Source organism: Vagococcus allomyrinae (assembly GCF_017829975.1).
GTDB classification, from domain to species: Bacteria; Bacillota; Bacilli; order Lactobacillales; family Vagococcaceae; genus Vagococcus_D; species Vagococcus_D allomyrinae.
In genome coordinates, this window is sequence record NZ_JAEEGA010000001.1 from 476,560 (window position 1) to 502,088 (window position 25,529).

A 25,529-nucleotide genomic window follows, 5' to 3' on the forward strand; every position below is an offset into this window, starting at 1 on the left:
TCTTTCTATATAATCGTTTATAATGAGGTTTAGATGATAACATAGAAAAGAGGCAATCAATGAAAACACTGAATCAATTGATCGATCAAATGGAGTGGTTAAATCCGCCTAAAGAAGCTCAGTATCATGCAAATCAAGAAAGTTTGACGATGACGACAAAGTTAAATACTGATTTTTGGCAACAAACTCATTACCAATTTAAGCGGGATGATGGTCATTTTTACGGCTTAAAGCCACGGGGGAACTTCCACTTATCTGCTAAAATTACCATGAGTCCTAGCAATCGCTATGATCAGGCAGGTTTGATGTTACGTGGTGATAGCGGGAATTGGCTCAAGACCTCAATTGAGTATATTCCAGAGGGGTTGAATAAATTAGGTTCGGTTGTGACTCGGTCTGATTTTTCTGACTGGGCCACTCAAGAGATTGAGGAAGGTAGTCAATGCTACTTACGTTTGATTCGCATTGCCGATGATGTTTACATCGCATGGTCCAAAGAAGGGGAGCATTGGCTACCAATGCGAATGTGCCACTTTGAGGATGGTCAGCAGGTCGGTTTTTATTCATGTAGTCCTCAAGGGGAGAACTTAACCGTTTCTTTTTCTGAAGTGGTTTATTTTGAAGGTATTGCCGACCGCACGAAAGCTTATCAATAATAAAAAAACAATCATCCGATATTTATCGAATGATTGTTTTTGATTTGATAGGAAAGTGTAAATTTTTTCGCTATCATCGCTTGCCCCCAACTTCACGGGCAGTAATAGACCAGGCTGTGAGTTTAACAAATTCTAAGTGTTGCCGTTGTTCAGCTTTTCTGACTGCGCAACTGATTAAGCAAATCACTGGCAATAGTGGAGTTCATGGTTGGTTCTTGGCGTAATAAATCGGCTAAATGATCAATTTCATCAGCGGTTGCGCCAACGTGAATGGCCAATGATTTGGCGTGTAAATTCATGTGTCCTTTTTGAATGCCGTCACTGACCAGTGCTTTTAAGGCTGAGAAGTTTTGAGCTAAACCGACAGCAACGACCACTCGAGCTAAATCGGTGGCTGATTGACACTTGAGAAGCTCTTGGTTGGCTTTGGCCATCGGGAGGACGCTGATAGCGCCACCGACAGTTCCAACGGGCATTGGGAGGGTTAATTCGCCGATTAAGTGGCCGTCTTCGTCTAATTGCCAATTGGACATGCTAGCATAGTGTCCGTGCCGACTGGCATAAGCGTGAGCACCTGCTGCAACGGCTCGCGCGTCATTTCCTGTAGCGATTAGAACCGAATCAATCCCATTCATAATCCCCTTATTGTGAGTCGCAGCGCGATAAGGGTCCAGATGAGCGTATCGGGTAGCAGCCACTATTCTCTCAGCCAATACTTGGCCGTCCATGTTAGCTGTGCCGAGCTGTTCTGTTTTCACAGCGCAAGTGGCTGTTACCAAAGAGTGATCATTGTAATTACTTAAAATACTCATGAGACAGCTTCCGCCCAGCCATTTTTCTACCAAGGGCCGACAGCCTTCCAAGATCGTGTTAACGATATTAGCTCCCATAGCGTCCTTAACATCTACGATCAGGTGAATCGTTAAAAATTCAGGTTGCCCCAGCTCATTGTTAACAATCCGAGATTCTACAGTGGTGACACCACCGCCTCGCTTAACAATTGATGGATGACTGAGAGCGGCTTGGGCGATTAGCTCGCTTTGATGCTGATCGATTATCTTTTTGGCAGCTGGGAGGTCAGTGAGACCTTCAATGATTAATTGCCCAATTAACCCACGCTCTTGAATCGTGGTTGTAAAGCCAGCTGGATTCATAAATTTGGCACCATTGCTACAAGCTGCAATAACGGAAGGTTCTTCAACCACCATCGGTACAACTACTTCTTTGCCGTCTACAATAAAGTTTAAGGCGACGCCCATCGGCAAAGGAAACTGGGTCAGTTGGTTTTCGATTAAGCTATTGGCAACGGCTTCGTCTAAAAGGGTATTGTTTTCAAAAAGCTCTTTTGTTTTTTCAGAGATGAAGTCTTTTTCTGTTAATAGAGAAAGTCGTTCTTTCCGACTTTTACGATAAAACTTAGCAAAGTGGTTCATGATACCCCCCTTTCCTTCCTATCGGTCTTCTGACGCTGAGAGCTAAACCGATGCCGCCGCCTACACAAAGTGAAGCGATGCCCTGCTGTTTTCCTTCCCGTTCCAAAGCGTACAGAAGAGTCGTCAAAATACGGGCGCCAGAAGCACCCAATGGATGCCCAAGAGCGATGGCCCCTCCTGAAATGTTAACTTTGTCGGCTGGCAATTGTAAATCCCGGGCGACTGCAATCGATTGGGAGGCGAAGGCCTCATTGATTTCGAAGAGATCAATGTCTTCGGCAGTTTGCTTGGTTTTTTCTAACAATTCTTTGATGGCATAATAAGGAGCATAACCCATGTAGCCTGGTTCATTCCCGATTTCGCTATAACTATCTAAGATGGCCAAGTATGAGAGGCCTTGGAGATCAGCTTCTTCTTTTGCCATTAAGACAAGAGCCGCTGCCCCATCGTTAATCGTAGAGGAATTTCCAGCAGTGACTGTGCCATTGGTTTGGAATACGGTAGCTAATTCACTTAGGCGTTCTAAGGTACTATTGCCACGGATCCCTTGATCCTGATTGATAACTTGACCGTCTTTTAAAGTGACTGGGACAATTTCTTGATCGAAAAAGCCTGCTGTTTGGGCAGCTGCGGCCTTAAGTTGAGACTCCAAGGCGTATTGATCTTGAGCAAGTCGGGAAATCTGATACTTGTCAGCAACCGCTTCTGCCGTTGTGCCCATGGGCATTTGACTAAAGGCATCAGTTAAGCCGTCGTTGAACATAGAATCAATCAGTGAATCAGGGTCAATTGTTTCGTCACGACCGACACGCTGATGAAGGAGTGGTGACTGGGACATGTTTTCAATGCCACCGACTAAAACAGTGTTTTCAATGCCAAGTTGAATGGCTTGGGCACCTAAAATGACTGATTTTAAACCGGAACCGCAGACTTCGTTAATAGTCATAGCGGGAGAGGTTTGAGGGATGTCGAGGTTAAGCCCAACTTGACGAGCGGGATTTTGACCACTACCGGCTTGGAGAACTTGACCTAAAATAACCTGTTGAATTTGTTTGGGATTAATCTTGGCTCGCTCTATGGCACTTTGACCAGCGGCAATTCCTAGTTCAACAGCGGATGTGTGGTTAAAGACGCCACGAAATTTTCCGATTGGTGTTCTGGCAGCACTTAAAATAACGACTTCACGCATAATATTCCTCCATTCATTGCTAGCTTAGTAAAAACGAGAGTAGACACTTGGTCAGGCTCTCGTCTGTGATTAGTTGTTTTTATGATAGTGACGCTGATGTTCGTTGATCGCGTCTAAATAGATTTGTGCTTGATCGAAGCGATTGCTAAAGGTCTGTGTTGAGCCATCCGTTGGCAAGCTTTCATTAAAAATTTCTTCATACTCAGCGATCGTTAGTTCGTGTCGGTCAGCAAACAAAGCAGTGTGTAACTCAGTGTTGAGATGTTCTTTAAAGTTTTCTGCGAGTTTGCCACTGAAAAATTCACCAACAGCTCCTGATCCATAACTGAATAAGCCAATCCGATCGCCGGAAACTAAGTTTTCTTGAAAATCTAACAAGGAGCACAAGCCTAAATAAAGGGAACCCGTGTAAATGTTGCCGATATCTTTTGTATAGGTGATGCTGTGTTGATAGTTTTCCAATAGGCGTTTTTGAGTGGCGTCTGATGCTGTTTCAATAATCGTATTCAGGGCTTTTCGTCCCATTTTAGAGTATGGCAAATGGAAACTAATGGCAGTAAAATCATCTAAACTGAGACTTGTTTGTCTAGAATATTCTTGCCAAATTTTTTGGAAAAAATCAATATAGGCCTCATTTGAGAATTTTCCGTCGACAATCGCCGTGTCAGAATAGGTCGGCCGCCAGAAATCAAAAATATCCTGGCTCATGGCCACAGATTGGTCTTCCAAAATGAGAATACCTGGGTTTTCGCTAATGATCATGGCCACGGCGCCTGCGCCTTGAGTCACTTCGCCAGCAGTATTCAGCCCGTAACGGGCGATATCTGAGCCAATGACAAGGGCCTTTCGTCCTGGATGAGTTTTGATATAATCCTTAGCCATCATTAGGCCAGCAGTTGCACCATAACAGGCTTGTTTGACTTCGATTGAGCGTGCAAAGGGTTGGATGCCTAATAATTGGTGAATAATCACGGCGCCTGACTTAGAGTAGTCAACGGCGGATTCCGTTCCTAAGATCACTAGGTCGATAGTCTCGGCTTCAGCCGCGGTTATTAAAGGCAATGCCGCATTGGCACCCATGGAGATAGTGTCTTGAGTAATAGGATTAATCGACATTTTATTTTGACCGATACCAACAGTAAATTTATTCGGGTCAACCCCTCGTGCATCGGCTAATTTCACTAAATCCACATACAGGCTAGGAGTGAAAAAGTTGATTTTATCAATTCCGATGTTCATTAACGTCACTACTTTCATTATTTATTCCTACAATCAGAGGTAGGTTCTAAAAGATTTCATCTTAGAGTTTAACATATCGTGACCAGATTAGTCAGTTGATTTGGTGAATTTAATCATTCTTTAAAAGAATAACCGTCAATCCTCTTAAGTGTGGCGCTTAATTAGTTAAAGCTTGTGAAAAGTGGCGATAATAGCTAGTTTTTTTGACTAATCGTGAGCAGGCAACCAGTGTTCGAGCAGGCCAAGATAGGCGTGTGTTTCTTCAACAAATGGCATGTGACGACTTTGGGCAAACAATTCCCAGCGAGCGTTGGGAATCAGGTCTTGCATTGTTTTGGCAATTAATGGTGTCGACAGATCATCCGTTCCGCTTGTAATAAGTGTTGGAATGGATAAATCTGGTAATTTATGGCGATAATCCCAGCCTTTAAGTGTGCCCTTCGGGTAAAATTCATTGGGCCCCCACGCAGTAACATAGGCTTCACGTCCAGAAGCTTTCTTTCGTCTCAGTGGTTCTGGAGAATCAGCTGTGACAGGGGCAGCTGAGTGGCGCAACATCAAGTGTTCATTGGCGGCTAAATAATCTGGCTCAGTAAAATTATCGTTAGCGATGGCTCGCCGAATGGCCTGTTGCTGATCTTCTGGTAAAAGTCGAATTAGCCGCATCTGTTCTTGAGCCCAAAGATCTGCAGAAGGTAAGGTGCTGGATAATATCAGGCTGTTTATGCCTTCAGGTTGCTGATCGCATAGATATTGGATAGCTAACATCCCACCCCAAGATTGTCCTAGCAAGTGAATATCGCGTAAGTCAAGATGTTCTCTCAGAGCCATTAATTCCTTGACCCACGTCTCAGCTGTCCATAAGTCTGGTCGAGAGGGGGTAGCAGACCGACCGCAGCCTAGCTGATCGTACATCACCAGAGCCCGTCCATCTGCTGCAAGTGGATCCAATAATTCAAAATAATTATGGGCAGAGCCTGGTCCGCCATGTAAGAGGACCAGTGGTTTTTGCTCATTTTTTAAATCACCGATTACTCGGTAATAAGTTTGATAGCCGCAATAAGGCATGTAGCCTTCTGTAAGTTGCATGTTAAAGCCTCCTTGAGTTGTCTGTTTCGGGCTTATTATATCACAGGAACAGAGAGTTCTTGAAAAAGATCTGATGAGGGGATTGAACAGAAGGCTACTATTTATGACAGTTTAGGGATTAAAAAAAGATTTGAAGGGAAATAGGTTGGCAATTGGTCAGAATAGTTTATAATAGATAAAGGTAAAAATGAAAAGAAGACTTATCGGAGGTCCTGACATGAAGAAACTTGGGTTTGATCCACAGATATACATTGAAGAACAATCAAAGTATATTCTTGAACGAGTGAATGATTACGACAAATTGTATCTTGAATTTGGCGGTAAATTAATTGGCGATAAGCATGCTAAGCGTGTTCTACCAGGATTTGATGAGGACGCCAAAATTAAACTGTTGCAGCGTTTGAAAGATCAAGCGGAAATTATTATCTGTGTGTACGCTGGCGATATTGAACGCAATAAAATTCGTGGCGATTATGGCATTACGTATGATATGGAAATTTTACGTCTGATCGATGAATTAAGAGAATACGAGCTAGCTGTTAACAGTGTGGTGATTACGCGATACAATGGGCAACCGTCGACCAAACTTTTCATTAATAAATTAGAGCGTCGGGATATTAAAGTCTATAAGCATAGTGCAATTGAAGATTATCCTGCTAATATTGATAAAATCGTCAGTCCAGAAGGATTTGGTCGCAATGAGTATATTCCGACAACTAAACCGATAGTGGTCGTAACGGCACCTGGAGCTGGTAGCGGTAAATTAGCCACCTGTCTAAATCAGTTGTATCATGAAAACTTACAAGGGCGAAGCGCTGATTATTCTAAGTTTGAAACTTTTCCAGTTTGGAATGTGCCGTTGAAACACCCACTTAATATTGCGTATGAAGCGGCGACAGTTGATTTAAAAGATGTCAACATGATCGATTCTTTCCACTATGAAAAATACAAAAAAGTGGCCGTGAATTATAATCGTGATATTGAAACATTCCCTGTTATTAAGCGGATCATTGAGCGAATTACCGGCAAAGAGTCTGTCTTTCAATCGCCGACTGATATGGGGGTTAATCGGGTTGGTTTTGGAATTATCGATGACGAGGTGGTTCAAGAAGCCTCTAAACAAGAAATAATTCGACGCTATTTTGCAACGGAAAACGACTTTAAAAAGGGCGTTGTTGAGGAAGAAATTTTGAATCGGATGAAGTTGATTATGGAAGAGTTGGAGCTAAAACAAGAAGATCGTGTCCCGGTTGCACCTGCTCGGAAGTACGCTGAAAAACATCGAGATAGCACGGATAACAGTGAGTTGCCAGCCGTTATCGCTTTCGAGTTAACAGATGACCAGGTTATCACGGGACGAACAAGTAATTTAATGGATTCTTGTTCGGCGGCCATTTTAAACTCGATTAAAACCTTAGCGAATATTTCAGATGACATATTATTGCTGTCTCCTGTTATTCTTGAGACCATTCAAAAATTAAAAGTCAACGATTTAAACAGTCGTCTAACGGCTTTAAACGCCAACGAAGTATTGATTGCGCTAGCGATCAGCGCTGTCACTAATCCGACTGCTCAGTTGGCATACGAGCAATTGTCTCGCTTAGAAGGGGTGCAGGCTCATTCAACTGTCATGCTCAATAAAGACGATGAACAGACGTTGCGTAAATTGGGAATTGATGTCTCTTGTGACCCTGTTTATCCATCAGAAAATTTATATTATTTGTAATGCAGAGAGAACTTACTGATGATCATCAGTAAGTTCTCTTTTTTTGCTTTATAGGAAAGTATAAAACTTTCTCTATATCGTAGTTTGGATCCAGCTTCACGAGGCAACCCTACGCTTCGCTTAACTATTTTGCTATTTTTCTTTCAGGGCTGACTTCGATGTCCCTTGCTTCTAATTGCTGCCGTTATTCTTACGAATTTATTCGTTAGAGTTAAGGGACACTTCGTTCTCATCAAATGCTAAGTGCTAAAGCACTAAGCTTTGAAGGACGAAGTAAAGCAATAAGAGCAACGGCAACGCCTCGTTCAGCTTTGCTTATCTAAATTAAATGAGAATGTGGTAAGAATATAGTAAAAAGCTCCTATTATCATCTCTATTGTTTTATGATTAATAGCAACTAGTGTTTAATTGATAATAGCTGGTTATGGATAATCTGATCAATGAATAATAGGAGATGAAAAGAATGAAGAAAGCTAGTATGGTGATGAGTTTGCTTGCAATCTGCTCTGGGATGTTACTGTTTAGCGCTGATAGAGCAGAGGCGTCCAAGGACGTGTCTAAGCTAAATCAAGGCGTGAGAATGGAACGCCTCCAAATCAAATTGGATGCTATCCGTCAAAAAGCAGGCCAAGAAGTCAAGGAAAGAGTGGCTGAAAAAATCAAAATACAAGCAGTAAAAGTGGCAGAACAACAAGCAGCGGCTGAAAAAGCTGAGCAAAATCGAATGTAGCAGGCCCAAATGGAGCAAGAGAAGCAGGCTGTAGCTGAACCAGTGATTCCTGAGCAAGTCGAGTCGATTGATCCGGCACCGACCCTTGAGGCAACAACAGGTGCGAGTCAGAGTGGTCGGGAAATTGGTGAGCGAAATCGTGAATATGGGCAGCAATTAAGTGATCCGAATTTAAGCCAAGGGGAGCGCCAAGCCATCATTCAAGAAAAAAAAGAGTACAATCGCAATCGCTGATAGACAGGAGAGAAGTGATGAAGAAGGCACAGTTAGGAATCGTGATTAGCTTATTATTTGTGTTAGTCGGGTGTAAGAAACCGGTAGCTGCCAAGGATGCGACGACTGAATTGGTTAATGGCATAATTTATGGCAAAGACCCTAAGAAGCTTAAGGAAAGTTTCGTTTTGGACTGGGAGGTTGCTGATGACGACACGCAACCGAAGAGGCTTGTGAGGGAGTTAAAAGAGCGCTTTGAATTTGGTGAGGAGTACGACGCCCAATTGGCTTTGTTATCAGAGAGACTGGTCAGTAATTTAAATCAAATGACTTCTTTTGAGGTGACCGTTATTGAAGAAACTGCCAAAATCGCTAAAGTAGAACTGGCAGTTATAGGGCTAGAGGAGTTGGATGATCAACAGTTAAGTGGCATGATTGAGTCGCAGTTGGAGCCGGAATTGGCTGATATTACAGCCGAAACTAGTGAGGCTCAGATCGATCAACTGGTTAATGAGATCAGCATTAAAACTCTGTTTTTACTGGCGGAAAATCAAGAGACCAAAGGTGATGTTACGAAGGTTACCCTTGACTTAATAGCAGCGAGAGACGAGCGGGGAAAGTGGGTAATTCAAAATAAGGATCGGTTTATCAGAGACTTAATGACTGCTTTTAGTTATTGAGTTTGAAAAAATGAAACGCTTAGGTTGCTCATGGTGGATGAGTTCCTAAGCGTTTTTGTTTAGAGCCAACCAATCGGAAGCAAGTGAGCTGGAGAAAATACTTTGACATCGTTTGGCTGATTGTCGAAATAACAGGAGATATCTTGTTTAAGCGTGTCTTCATTGCTAGAGGAATACAGATAATAAGTAGCAGTAGTAAGGCGAATAATCGGCTTGAGGGCTTATGTTGAATTCCCTTGTTTAAGACACTACTGATTCCCCAGAAAAGTGTCCAAGCTAAGATTAAGACGTTAAACAAACTTATTTTGCGACTTGACAGGGTGGTGTAGTATGCTAACGTTCTATCATTATCCCTTTGGGGTGTTAGTTCGATCAAATCAGGATCATCCATGTAATAATAAAAAAGTGCTAGTTTTGATTTGACGATTTTTTTGGTGAATAATAAATGAAAAAAATTATTTTGCTCAAATGAGATATCTGGTGTCGCTAAATCAAGTGAAACACGAATCGGTCCAGTTGGTGCTTCCTTAAACTGATAAAAAGGGCCATGTTTTTGACTGACAAGCCAGCCGTTAGCCGCTTTTCGATTTAAATACGCTTCTTCTTTTATGATGTTTAAGTGATTGAGGTATATGCCTAACATCAGCGTCCCTCCTCTATTAAGTGACTAAGTTCTTGGATTCTCCGACATTCTATTTTTAATATTGTGTTACCTAGTTCAGTTAAGTGATAGATCTTACGTTGATTGTCTTCTTGAACTGTAACGAGCTTGTCTCGTTCCATGCGGGATAAGGTGCCGTATAAAGTCCCGTTAGCCAAAACGATGCGATTATGAGTTACTTTTTTTGTATAGGCCATGATTAGATAACCGTGTTTTGGTTCTTGTAAACTAGATAGAATTAGAAAAGCCGTTTCCGTCATTGGCACGTATTTGTTTATTAGGTCGTCCAGTGGCATTTACTCACCTCCTTTTATTATGTCGCGAAACGACAAATTGATAATTAACTAGCGATCCTAAAATGAGCGACAAGATGTGAAAAAAGTGTTGTTTTTCTTTACATTGCTCGTTTTTTTTGATTAACTAATAAGTTAGGGAGGCGTATTTAAATGTTAAAAAGATTTATTAGTTATTACAAGCCCTATAAAGGGCTGTTCATTTTAGATTTCAGTTGTGCCATTATTGCGGGAGCCTTAGAATTAGCATTTCCAATCGTTGTCAATCAAGTCATTGATAAAATCATGCCAAAAAATGATTGGAATTTAATTATTACCGCGTGTTTGTCTTTATTGTTTTTTTATGCGGTCAATACGGGGCTGCAATATGTGGTGGTCACGTTTGGTCATATGTTGGGCGTTAACATGGAGACCGATATGCGTCGGGATTTGTATGCTCACTTACAACGTCAACCATTCGGCTATTATGACAATCAAAAGACTGGGGAATTAATGAGTCGGTTAACCACGGATTTGTTTGAGATATCTGAGGTTGCTCACCATGGACCAGAAGATATTTTTATCACGGTTATGACACTTGTTGGGTCATTTTTAATCATGTTAAACACCCATGTGAAGCTGGCGATTGCAACAGCTATTTTAGTTCCTTTTATCACCATTGCACTGGTGTATTTTAACAAGAAAATGACGCGAGTTAACACTGATATCTACCATAATCTGGGAGAGTTTAATGCTGGGATTGAAGCCTCTGTTAGTGGCATTCGAGTGGTTCAGGCCTTTGCTAATGAGGAGCATGAAGCTTCTCGTTTCGAAACATTGAATCAAAACTATCGCCAGTCTAAGTTGAAGTTTTATAAGGTGATGGGCGTGAGCTCCGCCTACAATTATTTGTTGATTCGCTTGATCAATCTATTTGTTCTTTTCTTTGGCGCGTATTACGTGATCAACGGGGAGCTCACCAATGGTCAGTTTGTGGCTTTCATTCTGCTATCGAATGTCTTTGTGCGGCCGATTGAGAAGGTGAATAATATGATTGAGAGCTATCCAAAGGGAATTGCCGGATTTAAACGGTTTATCGAAGAAATTGACAAAGAACCCGCTATTCAAGATCGCCCCAATGCTCAAGTTGTTCATGAGTTGAAAGGGGATATCTTATACGATAATGTTTCCTTTGCTTATGAAGACTCAACGAAAGTGTTGAATAATATTTCCTTAACGATCAAACCTGGTGAGACGGTGGCCTTTGTTGGTCCAAGTGGGTCTGGAAAAACGACGTTGTGTAACTTGCTACCGCGCTTTTATGACGTGACTTCTGGGAAAATTACGGTTGATGGCATTGATATTCGTGATATGACCTTAAATTCTTTAAGAGATCAAATTGGAATTGTCCAGCAAGATGTATTTTTATTCCCAGGAACTTTACGAGAAAATGTGGCCTATGGCAAACTAGAGGCAACTGAAGGTGAGATTTTAAAAGCGGTCAAATTGTCTCACTTGGAAAAAGTGATTGATAGTTTGCCAGAAGGGCTAGACACGATTGTTGGAGAACGTGGTGTTAAATTATCTGGAGGACAAAAACAACGAGTGGCGATCGCCCGCATGTTCTTAAAAAATCCACCAATCTTAATTTTAGATGAAGCGACTTCTGCGTTGGATACAGAGACAGAGCAGGTTATTCAAGAGTCATTATTCTCTTTATCAGAAGGCCGTACAACGTTGATTATCGCTCACCGTTTGGCGACGATTAAACATGCAACACGAATTGTTGTGGTTAATGAGCAGGGAATTGTTGAAGAAGGAACCCATGAAAGTTTAATGTCTTTAGGCAATGTGTATAAAAACTTGTATGATGCTCAGTTTAGAGAGTAGAAGTTAAGTTGTGACGAGTTTAGTTATCTCATATGTGGAAATAAACCGAAAATCACAGTTGTTAGTGCATCTTCTTTGGTGAAGTCTACTTTTGGTGTTATATTATTATCAAAAGGTAGTTCAATTTAGGAGGAGTGAGCCATGGGGAAGTTAGGGCGTAATGTGAGACAAGTAACTGGCGACATTCTAGCTGATGAGCCGAGAAGAAATGAGAGCTGTGAGGTGGTAGTTGGCGGCAAGATTCGTGCAACTGTTGAAGATATGCAGCGACTCTCTTACTGTAACAAGGAGTCAGGTAGCGGGTTAGAACAGGTAAGTATCCGTTATTTTACCGATACCTCCTTTTTTAATCAAGGCTGACCTTGGCAGAGGGTGGTTAAAGTAAGGGGCAAACAAAAATGACGGGCATAAGGCTCGTCTTTTTTTTAATTCTATTTGTTGTTTGAGGGAGTCAAGGCTGAAATGCTTCACTTTTGATCAGTTGCGTTTGGACTATTTCGTGACAGAAGGCGATTTACCGAACTATTTTAGCGGATAGAAGGAGAATATTAAAGATATTTCCTAAATTTTGTGGTAAAATAAAGAATGAGATTTTTCGGGAAAAATTGTCAAAATGAAGGAGTTTATCGTATGAGTAGAGAATACCATGTTGCAGTTGTTGGCGCGACCGGCGCAGTTGGGACTAAAATTATCGAGATGTTAGAAGGAAGTTCGTTGCCCATTAAGGCTATTAAGTTTCTTGCTTCCAAACGTTCTGCTGGCAAGCAATTGACATTTAAAGATCAACCTGTGATCATTCGGGAGCTAGTCGCAGAAGAGTTTGAAGGTGTCGATTTGGCAATCTTTAGCGCTGGAGGAGAACTATCCAAAAAATTCGCACCAGAAGCTGTGAAGCGTGGTGTTGTTGTGATTGATAATACGAGTGCATTTAGGATGGATGAAAAGACACCCTTAGTTGTACCGGAGGTCAATGCTGACGCGCTACACCAGCATCAGGGGATTATTGCCAATCCAAATTGTTCTACCATTCAGATGATGGTGGCTTTGGAACCGATTCGTCAAAAAGTCGGTCTTGATCGTGTCATCGTGTCAACTTATCAAGCGGTTAGTGGAGCGGGAATGTCAGCCATCAAGGAATTGGAATCTCAATTAACGGATATGTTGGCTGGTAAGTCAGCTGATGACGTCACAGCGGCTATTTTACCTTGTGGTGGGGACAAAAAACATTACCCACTGGCTTTTAATGCTTTGCCGCAAATTGATGTATTTGGTGAGGATGGTTATACGTTTGAAGAGTGGAAGATGGTCAATGAGACGAAAAAAATCATGTCTGATGATAGCATTAAGATATCCGTAACTTGCGTCCGTGTTCCGGTCTTATCAGGTCATTCAGAGTCTGTCTATCTCGAGGTGAAAGAGCCAACAGATGTGGCGACGATTCAAGCGTTGATGAATGAAGCGCCAGGCGTCGTACTACAAGATGACCCAGCCAATCAACTATACCCTCAAGCTTTGACTAGTATTGATAAAAAAGAAACGTTTGTGGGTCGTATCCGTCGTGACTTGGATGTGGAGAATGGCTTTCACATGTGGATTGTCTCTGATAATTTACTGAAAGGTGCCGCTTGGAATTCTGTGCAAATTGCTGAGACGTTGCATCAGTTAGAGTTAGTTCGCGTGCCGTAAAGCAAGATTGGGGGATTCAACATGGATTTAGGACAAGCTAGTATTTTAACTGCAATGGTGACGCCTTTTGATGATCAGGGTGCAGTTGATTATAAAAAATTACCGAATTTGATAGAGTATCTACTTGCTCATCATACGGAAGGATTAATCGTGTCAGGAACAACGGGTGAATCACCAACCCTGAGTCAAGATGAAGCGTTAAGATTGTTTGCCGCAACGGTGGAGATTGTTGCTGGCCGCGTACCGATTATTTGTGGCGTAGGCAGTAACAACACATATGTCACTTGTGAATTTATAAAAAAAGTAGCAAAAATTGAGGGAGTTACAGCCGGTTTAGTCGTAGTCCCGTATTACAACAAACCAAACCAGGAAGGGCTTTACCAGCATTTTAAAGCTGTGGCGGAAGCCAGTGAGTTGCCAATCATGTTATACAATGTGCCGAGTCGGACCAGTGTGAACATGGAGGTAGCCACAACATTACGCCTAGCAGCTTTACCAAATGTCATTGGCACCAAAGATTGTAGTGGTGCCGATGCCTTAGCCTTGATCAAAGCACATGCCCCTGACGACTTTCTGTTGTTCAGTGGTGATGATGCCATGGCCTTCACTGCTAAAACATTAGGCGCTCAGGGAATTATCTCTGTCGCTAGTCATGTGATTGGTGATGAGATGTTTGCCATGTATCAGCTGATTGAGCAAGGGGCATTAGCGGAAGCTAGTGCCATTCATGCCCAGTTATTGCCTAAAATGCAAGCTGTCTTTTCAGTGCCGTCACCGGCACCGATTAAAGCGATCCTAAATCATCGTGGCATAGATGTCGGTGGTTTGCGTTTACCTCTGGTTGCCTGTACTCCCACAGAAAAAGAAAATATTTTAATGATACTGAATAAGTAATCATTGGGAAGAACATATGAGGTGAAAGATTTGAGTAACATCAAAATTATTCCATTAGGCGGTGTCCGTGAGAACGGAAAAAACATGTACATCGTAGAAGTGGAAGAAGAGATTTTTATTTTAGACTGTGGTCTAAAATATCCAGAAAATGATCAGTTAGGAATTGATGTCGTGATTCCCGATTTTTCTTATCTTGTTGAAAATAAAGATAAGATCGCTGGTGTTTTCTTAACCCATGGACATGCAGATGCGATTGGGGCGTTACCGTACCTATTGGAAAGTATCAGTGTGCCAGTTTTTGGAACGGAGTTAACGATTGAGTTAGCCAAATTAAATGTGGAAAGCTATGCTGGTTCAAAACAGTTTAAAGATTTCCATGTGATCAATGAGTTTACTGAAATTGATTTTGAATTTGGAACGGTTAGTTTCTTTAGAACGACCCATACTATTCCAGATTCTGTTGGTATCTCAGTCAAAACCAAAGAAGGCAATATTGTGTACACAGGTGATTTTAAGTTTGATCACAGTGCGATTCCGATGTACCAAACAGACTTTGCGCGATTAGCAGAAATTGGTAAGGAAGGCGTGTTGGCCCTTTTAAGTGATTCTTCCAATGCGGAAAATCCAATTCAAGTAGTGTCAGAGCGTCAAATTTCGGAAGAAGTGTTTGATACTTTGCGTTATTGGGATGGGCGGATTATTGTAGCCAGTGTGGCTAGTAATATTCAACGTGTTCAGCAAGTTCTCGATGCGGCCCATCGTTCTTTACGAAAAGTGGTCTTAACTGGCGAGGATTTAGAGCGAATTATTCGGACGGCCATCAAGTTGGATAAATTAACTTTGGCAAGTGAAGATTTAATTATTGAAGCCAAAGACATGAAAAATTATCAACCAGAAGAATTATTAATTTTGGAAACAGGTCGTATGGGTGAACCAATCAAAGCTCTTCAACGAATGGCAAGTAGCCGAACTCGTGGTATTAACATTCAGGAAGGTGACCTAGTTTACATCACGACGACACCGTCGATCGCCATGGAAACGACAGTGGCTAAAACGGAAGACATGATTTATCGAGCTGGCGGAACGGTTAAAACGATTTCTGACAACTTCCGTGTTTCGGGTCATGCCAGTCCGAATGATTTAAAATTGATGCTGAATTTGATGAAACCAAAATTCTTTATTCCGATTCAAGGAGAATACCGTGTTTTAGCAGCGCATGCTGATTTGGCAAATGAGTTGGGAATTCCGTATAAAAACATTTATTTAACCGGTCGTGGTGATATGTTGGAATACAAAGATGGTCGTATGCATATTGCTGGAACAGCAGATGCGGATAATGTCTTAATTGACGGTTTAGGTGTTGGCGATATTGGTAATATCGTTTTACGAGACCGTCGTATTCTTTCGGAAGATGGCGTGTTTATTGCTGTGACAACGATCAACCGTAAGCAACAAAAAATTGTGGCTCGCCCTCAAATTACCTCAAGAGGATTTGTTTATGTGAAAGAAAGCAAAGACTTGATGAAGGAAAGTGCGACGATTGTTGAAGATATCATTCAAGAAAACTTAAAAAATAATGATTTTGAATGGGGCAAGCTAAAACAAGACATCCGGGAGCAATTGAGCCGTTACTTGTTTGAACAAACCAAACGTCGACCAGTGATTTTACCAGTTATTATGGAAACAAGTCAACGTAAAAAATAGTGCTACTCTTATTCTCTTCTGTCTGAAGAGGATAAGTTTTTTTGGTTTTTACTGAGAAGTGAAAGGTCAAGCGAGTTAGTGGGTGGATTTTAAGAAAGAAGGCGTTTTGTTTGGAGAAAGACTTAAGATCGGAATCACGCCATGAGGACTATAATCATCGTTGGCTTATTTTGCTTGCGACTGGCTTATTTACCTTTATGTCGACTTTAGATGGGAGTATCGTCAATGTGGCGTTGCCGACCATATCAGCTGATATCGGTGTTAAGATGAATCAGGCTGAATGGGTGGTGTCGATTTACTTAATGACCGTCTGTGCGTGTTTGTTGTTATTCGGTAAAATTGGCGACAGTTTTGGCAAAGTGATGGTATTTAAATGGGGAACAGTGGTCTTTGTTTTAGGCTCGTTGTTATGTGGTATTCCTGGTTCTTTAACTATTTTATTAGTGGCAAGAGTCATTCAAGCGATTGGTGCTAGCATGACCATGGCAACTGGAACAGGGATTATCACAGAAGTTTTCCCTATGAGTGAAAGAGGCAAAGCTCTCGGATTAATGGGATCCTTTGTTTCGTTAGGTTCCATTACAGGGCCTGGCGTAGGCGGCTTGATTTTACATCATTTAGATTGGTCTTATATATTTTGGATCAATGTGCCTGTGGGCTTAGTTACGATTATACTCGGCCAACGCTATTTGCCCAAAGATAGGTTTCATTCTGGCAAAAGAATTGATGTGGTTGGCTTTATAACATTTGCATTATCAATCATGAGCTTTTTTGGTGGAGTGTTCATCGGGCAAGAAATTGGGTTCGATCATGGCTTGACCATAGGATTAATGGCAGTGGCCCTCACTAGTTTAGTTGCCTTTTACCGAATCGAAAAAAGAGTGGAGGATCCTTTAGTTCAATTTACCATCTTTAATAATAAGATGTTTACCGTAAGTTTGTTAGCAGCCTCCTTAATCTTCGTTAATAATTATTTTGCTAATGTAATCCTGCCTTTTTATTTGCAAAACTTAAGAGGGTTAACTTCTAGTAAGGCTGGCTTAATTATGATGATTTATCCCCTAGTAATGGTAGTTGGGGCTCCGATTAGTGGTGTCTTATCAGACAAAGTAGGTCCATTAATTTTGTGTTTATTTGGTTTGGTATTATTAACTGTTTCTCAATTAAGTTATATGCTAGTTGGAGCTGAAACGTCTCTTTATTTGTTTATGATTATTCCAGCTTTGATGGGATTGGGAAATGCGTTGTTTCAACCCCCGAATAATACGATCGTCATGGGTAGTGTGAACATGCAAGACTTAGGTGTTGCAGGTAGTTTAAATTCACTGGCACGTAATTTTGGAATGGTAGTCGGAGTTTCGTTATCAACGACGGTCTTGTATAACGCTATGTCTGCCAAAATGGGTGAAAAAGTCACAACATATTTAGCGGATCGTCCAGATGTATTTGTTTATGGGATGAATGTGACGTATTTTGTGTCATTTTTGATTTGCTTGGTGGCGCTAATGATGACTGGTTGGCGATATGTTAAAGGTCGAACTAAATGGGATTAATGATAAAAAAGGTCAATCGTTGGCGGTTGTCTTTCTTTTTTTAAGGGATATTTTACAAAAAATTCATTGTTGATTTATTATTAACAAAGCCTAACTATGTGAGTAGTCAAGGCTTTCAGCGAAATTGAAGGCGGTAGTCTGATATCTTGGGCTAATCTTTGTGAAAAACTGTATTACTCTTGAATTGAAAACTGTTATACTTATTGGCGCATTGTCTTTGTTATTTTGCTCATTAACGTTTATAATAAGTCTATTAGACATAATTATTGTCATTGAAGCAGCGAGTTATTTTGGTAGTGACACAGAAAAGGAGAATAGATTGAATGGCTACGAAACATGATCAAATTTTAGAGTATATCGAAACCTTGCCTGTCGGCGAACGGATATCAGTGCGTAGCATTGCGAAAACCCTTAGTGTGAGTGAAGGGACAGCATATCGGGCGATTAAAGAGGCAGAAAATACAGGATTAGTTTCCACGATTCAACGAGTAGGGACGATTCGAATTGAACGGAAAATGAAGAGTCATTTTGAAAAATTGACTTTTGGTGAAGTCGTAAAGATTATTGAGGGGGAAATTTTAGGTGGGCGGAATGGTCTTGAGAAGGCTCTTTCGAAGTTTATTATTGGGGCAATGACTGAAAGTGCCATGGAACGCTATATTACGCCAGGTTCGTTGATGATTGTTGGTAACCGTGAAGAAGTGCAAATCTTGGCTTTAGAACGAGGGGCAGCCGTGTTAATCACTGGCGGATTGGAAACGACGGCTGAGATCATCGCGTTGGCAGATGAAGTTGGTCTACCTATTTTGAGCACCTCTTATGATACCTTTACAGTGGCGACGATGATCAATCGTGCCATGAGCGATCAACTGATTAAAAAGGATATTATGTTAGTTGGAGATATCTTTACCTCTCTGGAGAAGACTAGCTTTTTATACACCACCGATACAGTGGCTGACTATCGGGAATTGTCTGATCGTACTAATCACACGCGTTTTCCCGTCGTCAATAAAAGTCAACGAGTTTTGGGCATCATCACTGCCAAGGATTTAATCGGTAAACAAGATTCCCAAACTTTGGATAAAGTGATGACCAAAGATCCGAACAATGTCAAGAAACACATGAGTGTGGCAAGTGTTGGTCACCTGATGATTTGGGATGGGCTGGAGATGATGCCTGTGGTAGAGGATGATTTATCGTTGATTGGGATTATTTCACGGCAAGACGTCATGAAAGCTATGCAGTTGGCTCAACGACAACCACAAGTAGCCGACACTATCTCTGATCAGATTTCTGGTGAAATTACCACCATTGAAGGCTTGACTAAAAATGATGAGCCTCATTTTGCTTTTACCGTGACGCCACAAATGGTTAGTACGGTAGGCACGATTTCTTTTGGTGTGTTGAGTGAGATCATCAGTAATGTGTCGCAACGAACAATGTACCTTCATCAGCGGCGAAATGTGGTTATTGAACAAGTAAATTTACACTATTTCCGTTTGATTCAAATTGAAAGTGAGTTGGATATCCGGCCACGTGTGTTGGAAATTGGCCGCCGTTCAGCTAAGTTGGATATAGAGGTCTATCTAGAAAATGCGATTGTGGCAAAAGCAATCGTCATTTGCCAGTTGATGGAAAAAACATAGGGGAAAGAGGGAAAATAAATGACTATTACACAAGAAATATTAGCAGAAATCAAGGCGTATGATCGAATCATTGTTCATCGACATCAGCGACCAGATCCGGATGCATTAGGTTCTCAAGCAGGTCTAGTGGAGATTATTAAAGCCTCTTTTCCTGAAAAACAGGTATTCAAGGCTGGGGGACCGATTGATGACTTAGGTTACATGACAGAGATGGATGAAATAGCCGATGACAGTTATCAAGGCGCGTTGGTCATTGTGACGGATACAGCAAATGCGCCTCGGATTAGCGATGACCGTTATCATCTAGGGGATAAGTTGATTAAAATTGACCATCATCCAAATGATGAGCCTTATGGCGATTTGTCGTGGGTGAATACGCAGGCTAGCAGCTGTAGCGAAATGATTGCTGATTTTTACACGGAATTTAAAGACGAACTAATCTTGACCGATGAAGGCGCTCGTTTATTATATGGCGGGATTGTTGGCGACACGGGTCGCTTTATGTATCCTGCTACTACTCCTCATACGTTTGAAGTAGTGGCGATGTTAACTCGCTTTAACTTTGATGCCCCTCGTTTAAATCGCTATTTAAATGATACTACGCTTAATGTAGCGAAACTATCAGGCTATGTCTTACAACAGATGGAGCTTGATGAAGATGGTGCTGGTATGGTTTTATTACCTTATAGCATTTTAGAAGAGTATGGTGTAACAGACGCTGAAACAGCAGCTCTGATTCCTTTACCAGGACAAGTGGATAGTGTGATTGCTTGGGGGATTTTTGTTGAGCAGCCAGAAGGTTATTATCGTGTACGGTTGCGATCGAAAGGTCCAGCAATTAACCAATTAGCTAAAGAACATAATGGCGGAGGACATCCACTGGCCAGTGGAGCCAATGCTCGTGATTTGGCAGAAGTGGCGGAGATGTACAAAGAAATTCAAGAAATTGTCAAAAATAGTAAATAATAAACTAAAAAATGCTAGTTCTTTAGTTTGATTCTTTCGTGATCATTAATGTGGACTATTAGTTAAACATAATTGTGAGCACTCTGTGGCTAGTTGGCCTTTTGCCAAAGCTTGAACAGCCGCTCGCAATTATCAATAACTAGTAATTTCGCTTTGATTAGTTGGAAGGTCAGATGGAAAGAATATGGCTTTTTTTGTGATTTTTTCACAATTTCTCTATATTGAAAATGATAATCATTGTCATTGGTGATTTTTTTGTTAGTTAATATTGAAAGTTTTTCACAATTAAGATGTTTTTTCAGAATAATTTGTTATAATGTGATTGTAAGCGTTAACTTAAAAATTGAAAGGATGTGCAAAAAGCTAATGAGTCAATTAAAAGTAGCCTTTGATTTTATTGAAACTGTCGATCAGCAAGGGGAATTTGCTGAGTGCCTGGATAGGCTCAAAGGGAAACCAGGTTCTGATATGCCAGCGTTACAAGAAGCGCAACGGATTTATGGTTACTTACCAATTGAAGTCCTGGAAAGAATTGCTAGGGCATTTATGATTCCACTGGAGCGCCTGTACAGCACGGCAACTTTTTATTCTCAGTTTTCTTTCGTGCCGAAAGGGAAGTATACGATAAGTGTTTGTATGGGAACAGCTTGCTACGTGAAGGGGGCTGGAGATATTTTGGACAGTTACAGTGAGTCGTTAAAAATAGCGCCAGGAGAAACGACGACTGATCGCAAGTTTACTTTAGAATCTTGTCGGTGTATCGGCGCTTGTGGGCTCGCACCTGTGTTGACTGTTAATGAAGAAGTATTTGGCCGCCTGACTAAAAAGCGAGGAGACAAAGTACTAGTCACTTATCAAAAAGCAGATTAAGTAGAACAAGTTGGGAAGGACTGTTACGAATGAACTCAAGTATTAGTAGCAGAATGGAACAGTGAGGAGTTGAAAGCATGGAAAATTGGAGTCAGTTGAAGGCTCAGAAAGAGCAATATCGACATGAGATGAACATTCGTCTCAATAGTGGGACTGTCCCTGGGATTACGAGAGAGATTATGGTGTGTGCTGGAACGGGATGTATCGCTTCTAAAAGCCAAGAATTTATTGCCGCATTAGTTGAACAACTGGAAAAGAACGAGTTAGTCGATCAGGTGCGGATTGTTTCAACAGGTTGCTTTGGTTTATGTGCCCAAGGTCCGATCGTGATTATTTATCCTGAAGGGACATTTTATCATCAAGTCAAGCCCAAAGATGCCAAGTTGATTGTCGAAAAACATCTGGTTGCTGGTGAGCTAGTTGAGCGCTTGTTGTATCACGATCACCAAACAGATGAGGTCATCAATCGTTTGATGGATACTCCCTTTTACCACAAGCAAAAGCGTGTGGCGTTGCGTAACTGTGGCCGGATCGATCCTGAAAGAATTGAAGACTACATCGCTTTTGATGGTTATCAGGCGTTAGCGACTGTCCTTGATCAGTATCAACCCGAAGAGGTGTTAACCATTTTGGAAAAATCTGGTTTAAGAGGAAGAGGAGGTGCTGGATTTCCGACTTATTTGAAGTGGTCATTTGCTCATCAAAGTCAAGCTGATCAAAAATATGTTATTTGCAATGCTGATGAAGGGGACCCTGGAGCTTTTATGGATCGATCTATTTTAGAGGGAGATCCTCATGCTATTTTTGAAGCAATGGCAATTGCGGGGTATACCATAGGAGCCAGTCAAGGGTATATCTACGTGCGAGCTGAATATCCAATTGCAGTTGGCCGTTTACGAATTGCTTTAGAACAAGCGAGAAATTGTGGACTGTTGGGCGAAGGGATTTTGGGTTCCGATTTTAATTTTGATGTTGACTTAAAACTAGGGGCTGGTGCGTTTGTCTGTGGCGAAGAAACGGCCTTGTTAGAAAGCATCGAAGGTCATCGTGGAGAGCCTCGTCCTCGACCACCTTTTCCAGCGGTTAAAGGATTATTTGGCAAACCGACGATTGTTAACAATGTGGAAACCTTCGGGAATATTTCTCAGATTATCTTAAAGGGCCCTGATTGGTTTGCGAGAATGGGAACGGCTAATTCTAAAGGAACGAAGGTGTTTGCTTTAGGTGGCAAAATAGAGCATACCGGATTAGTAGAAGTTCCGATGGGCACAACCTTACGTGAAGTGGTGGAAGATATTGGCGGAGGAATTCCAGACGGTGGGATCTTTAAGGCGGCACAAACAGGTGGCCCTTCAGGTGGCTGTATTCCGGTTGAACATTACGATGTCCCAATTGATTACGATAATTTGATAGAGATTGGTTCGATGATGGGCTCGGGCGGACTGATCGTCATGGATCAAAAAAATTGCATGGTGGACATTGCCAAGTTTTTCTTGGAATTTACGGTGGAAGAAAGTTGTGGAAAATGTATTCCCTGTCGAGTGGGAACAAAACGTTTATTGGAAATACTGGAAAAAATTACAATGGGCAAAGGAACCATGGATGATTTGGATAAATTAGAAGAACTGTGTAAGCACGTTAAAGAGAATTCACTTTGTGGCTTGGGGCAGACGGCTCCTAATCCGATTTTGTCTACTTACCATTACTTTAAGGAGGAATACATCGCCCATGTTCGTGAAAAAAAATGTCCGGCTGGTGTCTGTAAAAAGCTGATTTCATATGAAATTATTGAAGAAGCTTGTACTGGTTGTATGGCTTGTGCTAGACAATGTCCTGTGTCTGCGATTAGTGGGGAAAGAAAACAGCCTCATGTTATCGACCAACAACTGTGCACGAAATGTGGTGTTTGTCTGGATACTTGTCGTTATAAAGCGATTAGTGTTGGTTAAATCCAAGGTTAGAAGGAGGGAGAAATGTGAAACAGATTGATATATTAATTAATGGTAAACAGTGCCAGGCCCCAGAAGGTAGTACGATTTTAGAAGCAGCTCGAGTGAACAATATTGATATTCCAACTTTATGTTATTTGAAAGATATTAATGAAATTGGCGCATGTCGCATGTGCGTGGTTGAGGTTGTAGGAGCGAAAAGCTTAGTGACTTCTTGTGTTTATCCGATTAAAGAGGGCATGGAAATTGTGACGAATTCTGAGCAGGTGTTTCAATCACGTAAAACTAACTTAGAGCTAGTGTTGTCAACTCATGAACGAAAATGCCTTTCTTGTGTACGTAATGGCAACTGCGAATTACAGAAATTGTGTCAGGAATTTAGCGTGGAAGATGAAGGGTATTATGATGGTGAAAACTATCAATACGACTTCGATGATAGCGCGGTGCATATGTATCGTAACAATAATAAATGCATTTTGTGTCGCCGCTGTGTTGCTGCTTGTTCGAAATGGCAGGATGTTGGGGTCATTGGAGCCAATAATCGCGGATTTAAAACACATATTGGCTGTGCTTATGACAAGGATCTGGGGGAGGTTGCCTGTATCTCTTGTGGTCAGTGCATCGTAGTTTGTCCAACAGGTGCCATTGCTGAGAAAGATCAGTCTCGGGAAGTTTGGCAAGCTTTGGCTGATCCAAAGAAACATGTTATCGTTCAAACGGCGCCGTCGACTCGCGTGACATTAGGAGAAGCCTTTGGTTTGCCAATTGGCACTAATGTAGAAGGAAAGATGGTGGCCTCACTAAGAGCATTAGGCTTTGATCGTGTTTTTGATACGAATGTGGCGGCTGATTTTACTATCATGGAAGAAGCGACGGAATTTATTGATCGAATCTCTAATAATGGGCCTTTTCCATTATTTACTTCATGTTCACCCGGTTGGGTTAAGTATTGTGAATCTTACTATCCCGAATTAATTCCTAATCTGTCCAGTTGTAAATCCCCCCAACAGATGTTTGGCGCTTTAGCGAAAACTTGGTATGCGAAAAAAATGGGCATTGAAGCAAAAGATATTTATGTCGTGGGGATTATGCCTTGTACGGCCAAAAAATTTGAGGTGAAACGGGAAGATGAAGCTGCTTCTGGTTTTTCAGATGTGGACGTTGCCTTAACTACAAGGGAGTTAGCTCGAATGATCGCAAAGGCAGGGATTCGTTTTACCGAACTTGAAGATGAAAGGTTTGATGACCCTTTCGGAGAAGCCACTGGTGCTGGCTATATTTTCGGGGCATCTGGCGGTGTCATGGAAGCGGCCTTAAGAACAGCCAGTGAAATGTTAGCAGGTCATTCTTTGGAGCAGTTTGAGTTTACTGAAGTTAGAGGCATGGAAGGGATTAAAGAAGCGTCTTACGAGCTAAATGGCCTGACGGTTAAAGTCGCGGCTGTTTCAGGGATGGCGAATGCCAAGAAGTTGATCAAACGAATGCAGGAAGGTGACGAATTTTATCACTTTGTGGAAGTTATGGGGTGTCCAGGAGGTTGTATCAATGGTGGTGGACAACCAGTTCAACCGGCTTCAGTTCGTAATTTTATCGATTTGAAAAGAAAAAGAGCGGCAGGACTTTACGCTGAGGATCGTGTGAAAAAGCTGCGGAAATCCAATGATAGTCCGATTGTTCAATTGGTTTATCATGAATTTTTAGGTGAGCCAGGTAGTCAAAAAGCTCATCAGATATTGCATACAAGTTATCAGCCGCGGTCTGAGTTTTAATGGAGAAAATCAGAAGGAAGGGTCACTGAGTTCCTCGACTTAGCAATTAGTGCTAAGTCGGGGAAGGTTAGTATTTATTTATTACCTGTTTTAAGGTTGGGAGCAATAATGTGGCCAGTAGTCCTCCAATTAAAGCGGTAAGCAGTTGGGGGTAGGAAAATGCCGCACCGACAACCGTTGCTTTAGTGGCAGGTAATTGGAGTAAGATGGGAATGACAAATTTAACAACGCTTACATACAGAAAGCCGAACTTTAGCAGGGCCGCCATAATTGCGGCGAATAGGGAAGCGAAGACATTTATCTCAGCTTGTTTGCCGGCGATAAGGTACCAAGTTGCTACTAAGATGCTGTTCCCTAAAGCGATAAAGAGGATGATTTGCCAAAATGGCGGGCCGATACTTAAGATAAATGCCATGATGGGAGATAGAAGAGCGACAGTTAAGCCGCAACTTAAGCCACCGATCATCAAGGATACGATCAAAATTAGGTTGACCATGGAACCAGTGATCAAAGTGCTGCCGAAGGAGGCGGTTACGGCTTGAATGACAATCAATAAGGCGAGAAAAACAGCTGTTTGGGTGATCCATAAAGTTCTTTTTTTCATGTCTATTCCTTCTTTCTTGAGGAGAGCGAGTTGTTTATCAAGTTCACGAAATCACAATGTTGGTACTTTTAGTTTAAACGATAAAAGCTAATAGTTCAATTGCTAATGCG

At 41.6% G+C, this 25,529-nt stretch carries 23 protein-coding genes; 16 read left to right on the top strand and 7 right to left on the bottom strand.

Annotation, left to right across the window (positions count from 1 at the left end):
• Positions 1-59 precede the first annotated feature (59 nt).
• Positions 60-656, top strand: a complete 597-nt coding sequence (locus I6N95_RS02120; RefSeq protein ID WP_209524684.1) for a DUF1349 domain-containing protein — start codon at positions 60-62, stop codon at positions 654-656.
• A gap of 149 nt (positions 657-805) precedes the next feature.
• Here I6N95_RS02120 and I6N95_RS02125 read toward each other — a convergent pair whose 3' ends face one another.
• The 4 genes from I6N95_RS02125 to pepI all read right to left on the bottom strand — a co-directional run bounded on the left by I6N95_RS02125 (position 806) and on the right by pepI (position 5,606).
• Positions 806-2,089, bottom strand: coding sequence for a hydroxymethylglutaryl-CoA reductase, degradative (locus I6N95_RS02125; protein WP_209524685.1), 1,284 nt, complete (start codon positions 2,087-2,089; stop codon positions 806-808).
• Positions 2,073-3,278 carry a thiolase family protein gene (locus I6N95_RS02130; protein ID WP_209524686.1) on the bottom strand — a complete coding sequence of 402 codons (1,206 nt, stop codon included), beginning with the start codon at positions 3,276-3,278 and terminating at the stop codon, positions 2,073-2,075. Before I6N95_RS02130 ends, I6N95_RS02125 begins: the two co-directional genes overlap by 17 nt.
• Before the next feature lie 69 nt (positions 3,279-3,347).
• The gene (locus I6N95_RS02135; RefSeq protein ID WP_209524810.1) at positions 3,348-4,517 is read right to left on the bottom strand and encodes a hydroxymethylglutaryl-CoA synthase; all 1,170 of its coding nucleotides are present in this window, start codon (positions 4,515-4,517) and stop codon (positions 3,348-3,350) included.
• Positions 4,518-4,724: 207 nt separating this feature from the next.
• Entirely contained in the window at positions 4,725-5,606 is an 882-nt protein-coding gene (gene pepI, locus I6N95_RS02140) for a proline iminopeptidase (protein WP_209524687.1), read from the bottom strand.
• Positions 5,607-5,823: 217 nt separating this feature from the next.
• Between pepI and I6N95_RS02145 the strand changes: the two genes are divergently transcribed.
• The 4 genes from I6N95_RS02145 (at position 5,824) to I6N95_RS02160 (ending at position 8,955) form a co-directional block, all read left to right on the top strand.
• Complete coding sequence (locus I6N95_RS02145; RefSeq protein ID WP_209524688.1) at positions 5,824-7,332, top strand: DUF1846 domain-containing protein; 1,509 nt, start codon at positions 5,824-5,826, stop codon at positions 7,330-7,332.
• 463 nt (positions 7,333-7,795) lie between these two features.
• Entirely contained in the window at positions 7,796-8,062 is a 267-nt protein-coding gene (locus I6N95_RS02150) for a hypothetical protein (RefSeq protein ID WP_209524689.1), read from the top strand.
• A 9-nt stretch (positions 8,063-8,071) separates the two neighbouring features.
• Positions 8,072-8,296, top strand: a complete 225-nt coding sequence (locus I6N95_RS02155; protein WP_209524690.1) for a hypothetical protein — start codon at positions 8,072-8,074, stop codon at positions 8,294-8,296.
• Positions 8,297-8,313: 17 nt separating this feature from the next.
• Positions 8,314-8,955 (top strand): DUF5105 domain-containing protein, encoded by a 642-nt coding sequence (locus I6N95_RS02160; RefSeq protein ID WP_209524691.1) that lies wholly within the window; start codon positions 8,314-8,316, stop codon positions 8,953-8,955.
• A gap of 28 nt (positions 8,956-8,983) precedes the next feature.
• On the opposite strand, the gene I6N95_RS02165 is transcribed toward I6N95_RS02160, so the two are convergent.
• Together I6N95_RS02165 and I6N95_RS02170 are read right to left on the bottom strand one after the other, a co-directional pair.
• The gene (locus I6N95_RS02165) at positions 8,984-9,598 is read right to left on the bottom strand and encodes a hypothetical protein (protein WP_209524692.1); all 615 of its coding nucleotides are present in this window, start codon (positions 9,596-9,598) and stop codon (positions 8,984-8,986) included.
• Entirely contained in the window at positions 9,598-9,912 is a 315-nt protein-coding gene (locus I6N95_RS02170) for a PadR family transcriptional regulator (protein ID WP_347340526.1), read from the bottom strand. Before I6N95_RS02170 ends, I6N95_RS02165 begins: the two co-directional genes overlap by 1 nt.
• Positions 9,913-10,062: 150 nt before the next feature.
• Between I6N95_RS02170 and I6N95_RS02175 the strand changes: the two genes are divergently transcribed.
• The 11 genes from I6N95_RS02175 (at position 10,063) to I6N95_RS02225 (ending at position 24,815) form a co-directional block, all read left to right on the top strand.
• Complete coding sequence (locus I6N95_RS02175; protein ID WP_209524693.1) at positions 10,063-11,778, top strand: ABC transporter ATP-binding protein; 1,716 nt, start codon at positions 10,063-10,065, stop codon at positions 11,776-11,778.
• A 141-nt stretch (positions 11,779-11,919) separates the two neighbouring features.
• The gene (locus I6N95_RS02180) at positions 11,920-12,138 is read left to right on the top strand and encodes a hypothetical protein (protein WP_209524694.1); all 219 of its coding nucleotides are present in this window, start codon (positions 11,920-11,922) and stop codon (positions 12,136-12,138) included.
• A gap of 270 nt (positions 12,139-12,408) precedes the next feature.
• Entirely contained in the window at positions 12,409-13,464 is a 1,056-nt protein-coding gene (locus I6N95_RS02185; RefSeq protein WP_209524695.1) for an aspartate-semialdehyde dehydrogenase, read from the top strand.
• 21 nt (positions 13,465-13,485) lie between these two features.
• Positions 13,486-14,358: a 4-hydroxy-tetrahydrodipicolinate synthase gene (gene dapA / locus I6N95_RS02190; protein WP_209524696.1), complete on the top strand. Its 873-nt coding sequence runs from the start codon at positions 13,486-13,488 to the stop codon at positions 14,356-14,358.
• A gap of 30 nt (positions 14,359-14,388) precedes the next feature.
• Complete coding sequence (locus I6N95_RS02195; protein ID WP_209524697.1) at positions 14,389-16,062, top strand: ribonuclease J; 1,674 nt, start codon at positions 14,389-14,391, stop codon at positions 16,060-16,062.
• Between the two features lie 110 nt (positions 16,063-16,172).
• A complete protein-coding gene (locus I6N95_RS02200) occupies positions 16,173-17,615 on the top strand; it encodes an MFS transporter (RefSeq protein WP_245249194.1) in 1,443 nt (480 codons plus the stop codon).
• A gap of 323 nt (positions 17,616-17,938) precedes the next feature.
• Complete coding sequence (locus I6N95_RS02205) at positions 17,939-19,261, top strand: DRTGG domain-containing protein (protein ID WP_209524698.1); 1,323 nt, start codon at positions 17,939-17,941, stop codon at positions 19,259-19,261.
• Positions 19,262-19,279: 18 nt separating this feature from the next.
• Positions 19,280-20,227 carry a DHH family phosphoesterase gene (locus I6N95_RS02210; RefSeq protein ID WP_209524699.1) on the top strand — a complete coding sequence of 316 codons (948 nt, stop codon included), beginning with the start codon at positions 19,280-19,282 and terminating at the stop codon, positions 20,225-20,227.
• Positions 20,228-20,593: 366 nt separating this feature from the next.
• Complete coding sequence (locus I6N95_RS02215; RefSeq protein WP_209524700.1) at positions 20,594-21,097, top strand: NADH-quinone oxidoreductase subunit NuoE family protein; 504 nt, start codon at positions 20,594-20,596, stop codon at positions 21,095-21,097.
• Positions 21,098-21,174: 77 nt separating this feature from the next.
• Positions 21,175-23,046: an NADH-ubiquinone oxidoreductase-F iron-sulfur binding region domain-containing protein gene (locus tag I6N95_RS02220; RefSeq protein WP_209524701.1), complete on the top strand. Its 1,872-nt coding sequence runs from the start codon at positions 21,175-21,177 to the stop codon at positions 23,044-23,046.
• Positions 23,047-23,072: 26 nt separating this feature from the next.
• On the top strand, positions 23,073-24,815 hold the full coding sequence (locus tag I6N95_RS02225) for an NADH-dependent [FeFe] hydrogenase, group A6 (RefSeq protein ID WP_209524702.1): 1,743 nt from the start codon (positions 23,073-23,075) through the stop codon (positions 24,813-24,815).
• Positions 24,816-24,882: 67 nt separating this feature from the next.
• Here I6N95_RS02225 and I6N95_RS02230 read toward each other — a convergent pair whose 3' ends face one another.
• Positions 24,883-25,419 (bottom strand): DUF1129 domain-containing protein, encoded by a 537-nt coding sequence (locus I6N95_RS02230; protein ID WP_209524703.1) that lies wholly within the window; start codon positions 25,417-25,419, stop codon positions 24,883-24,885.
• Between the last annotated feature and the right edge of the window lie 110 nt (positions 25,420-25,529).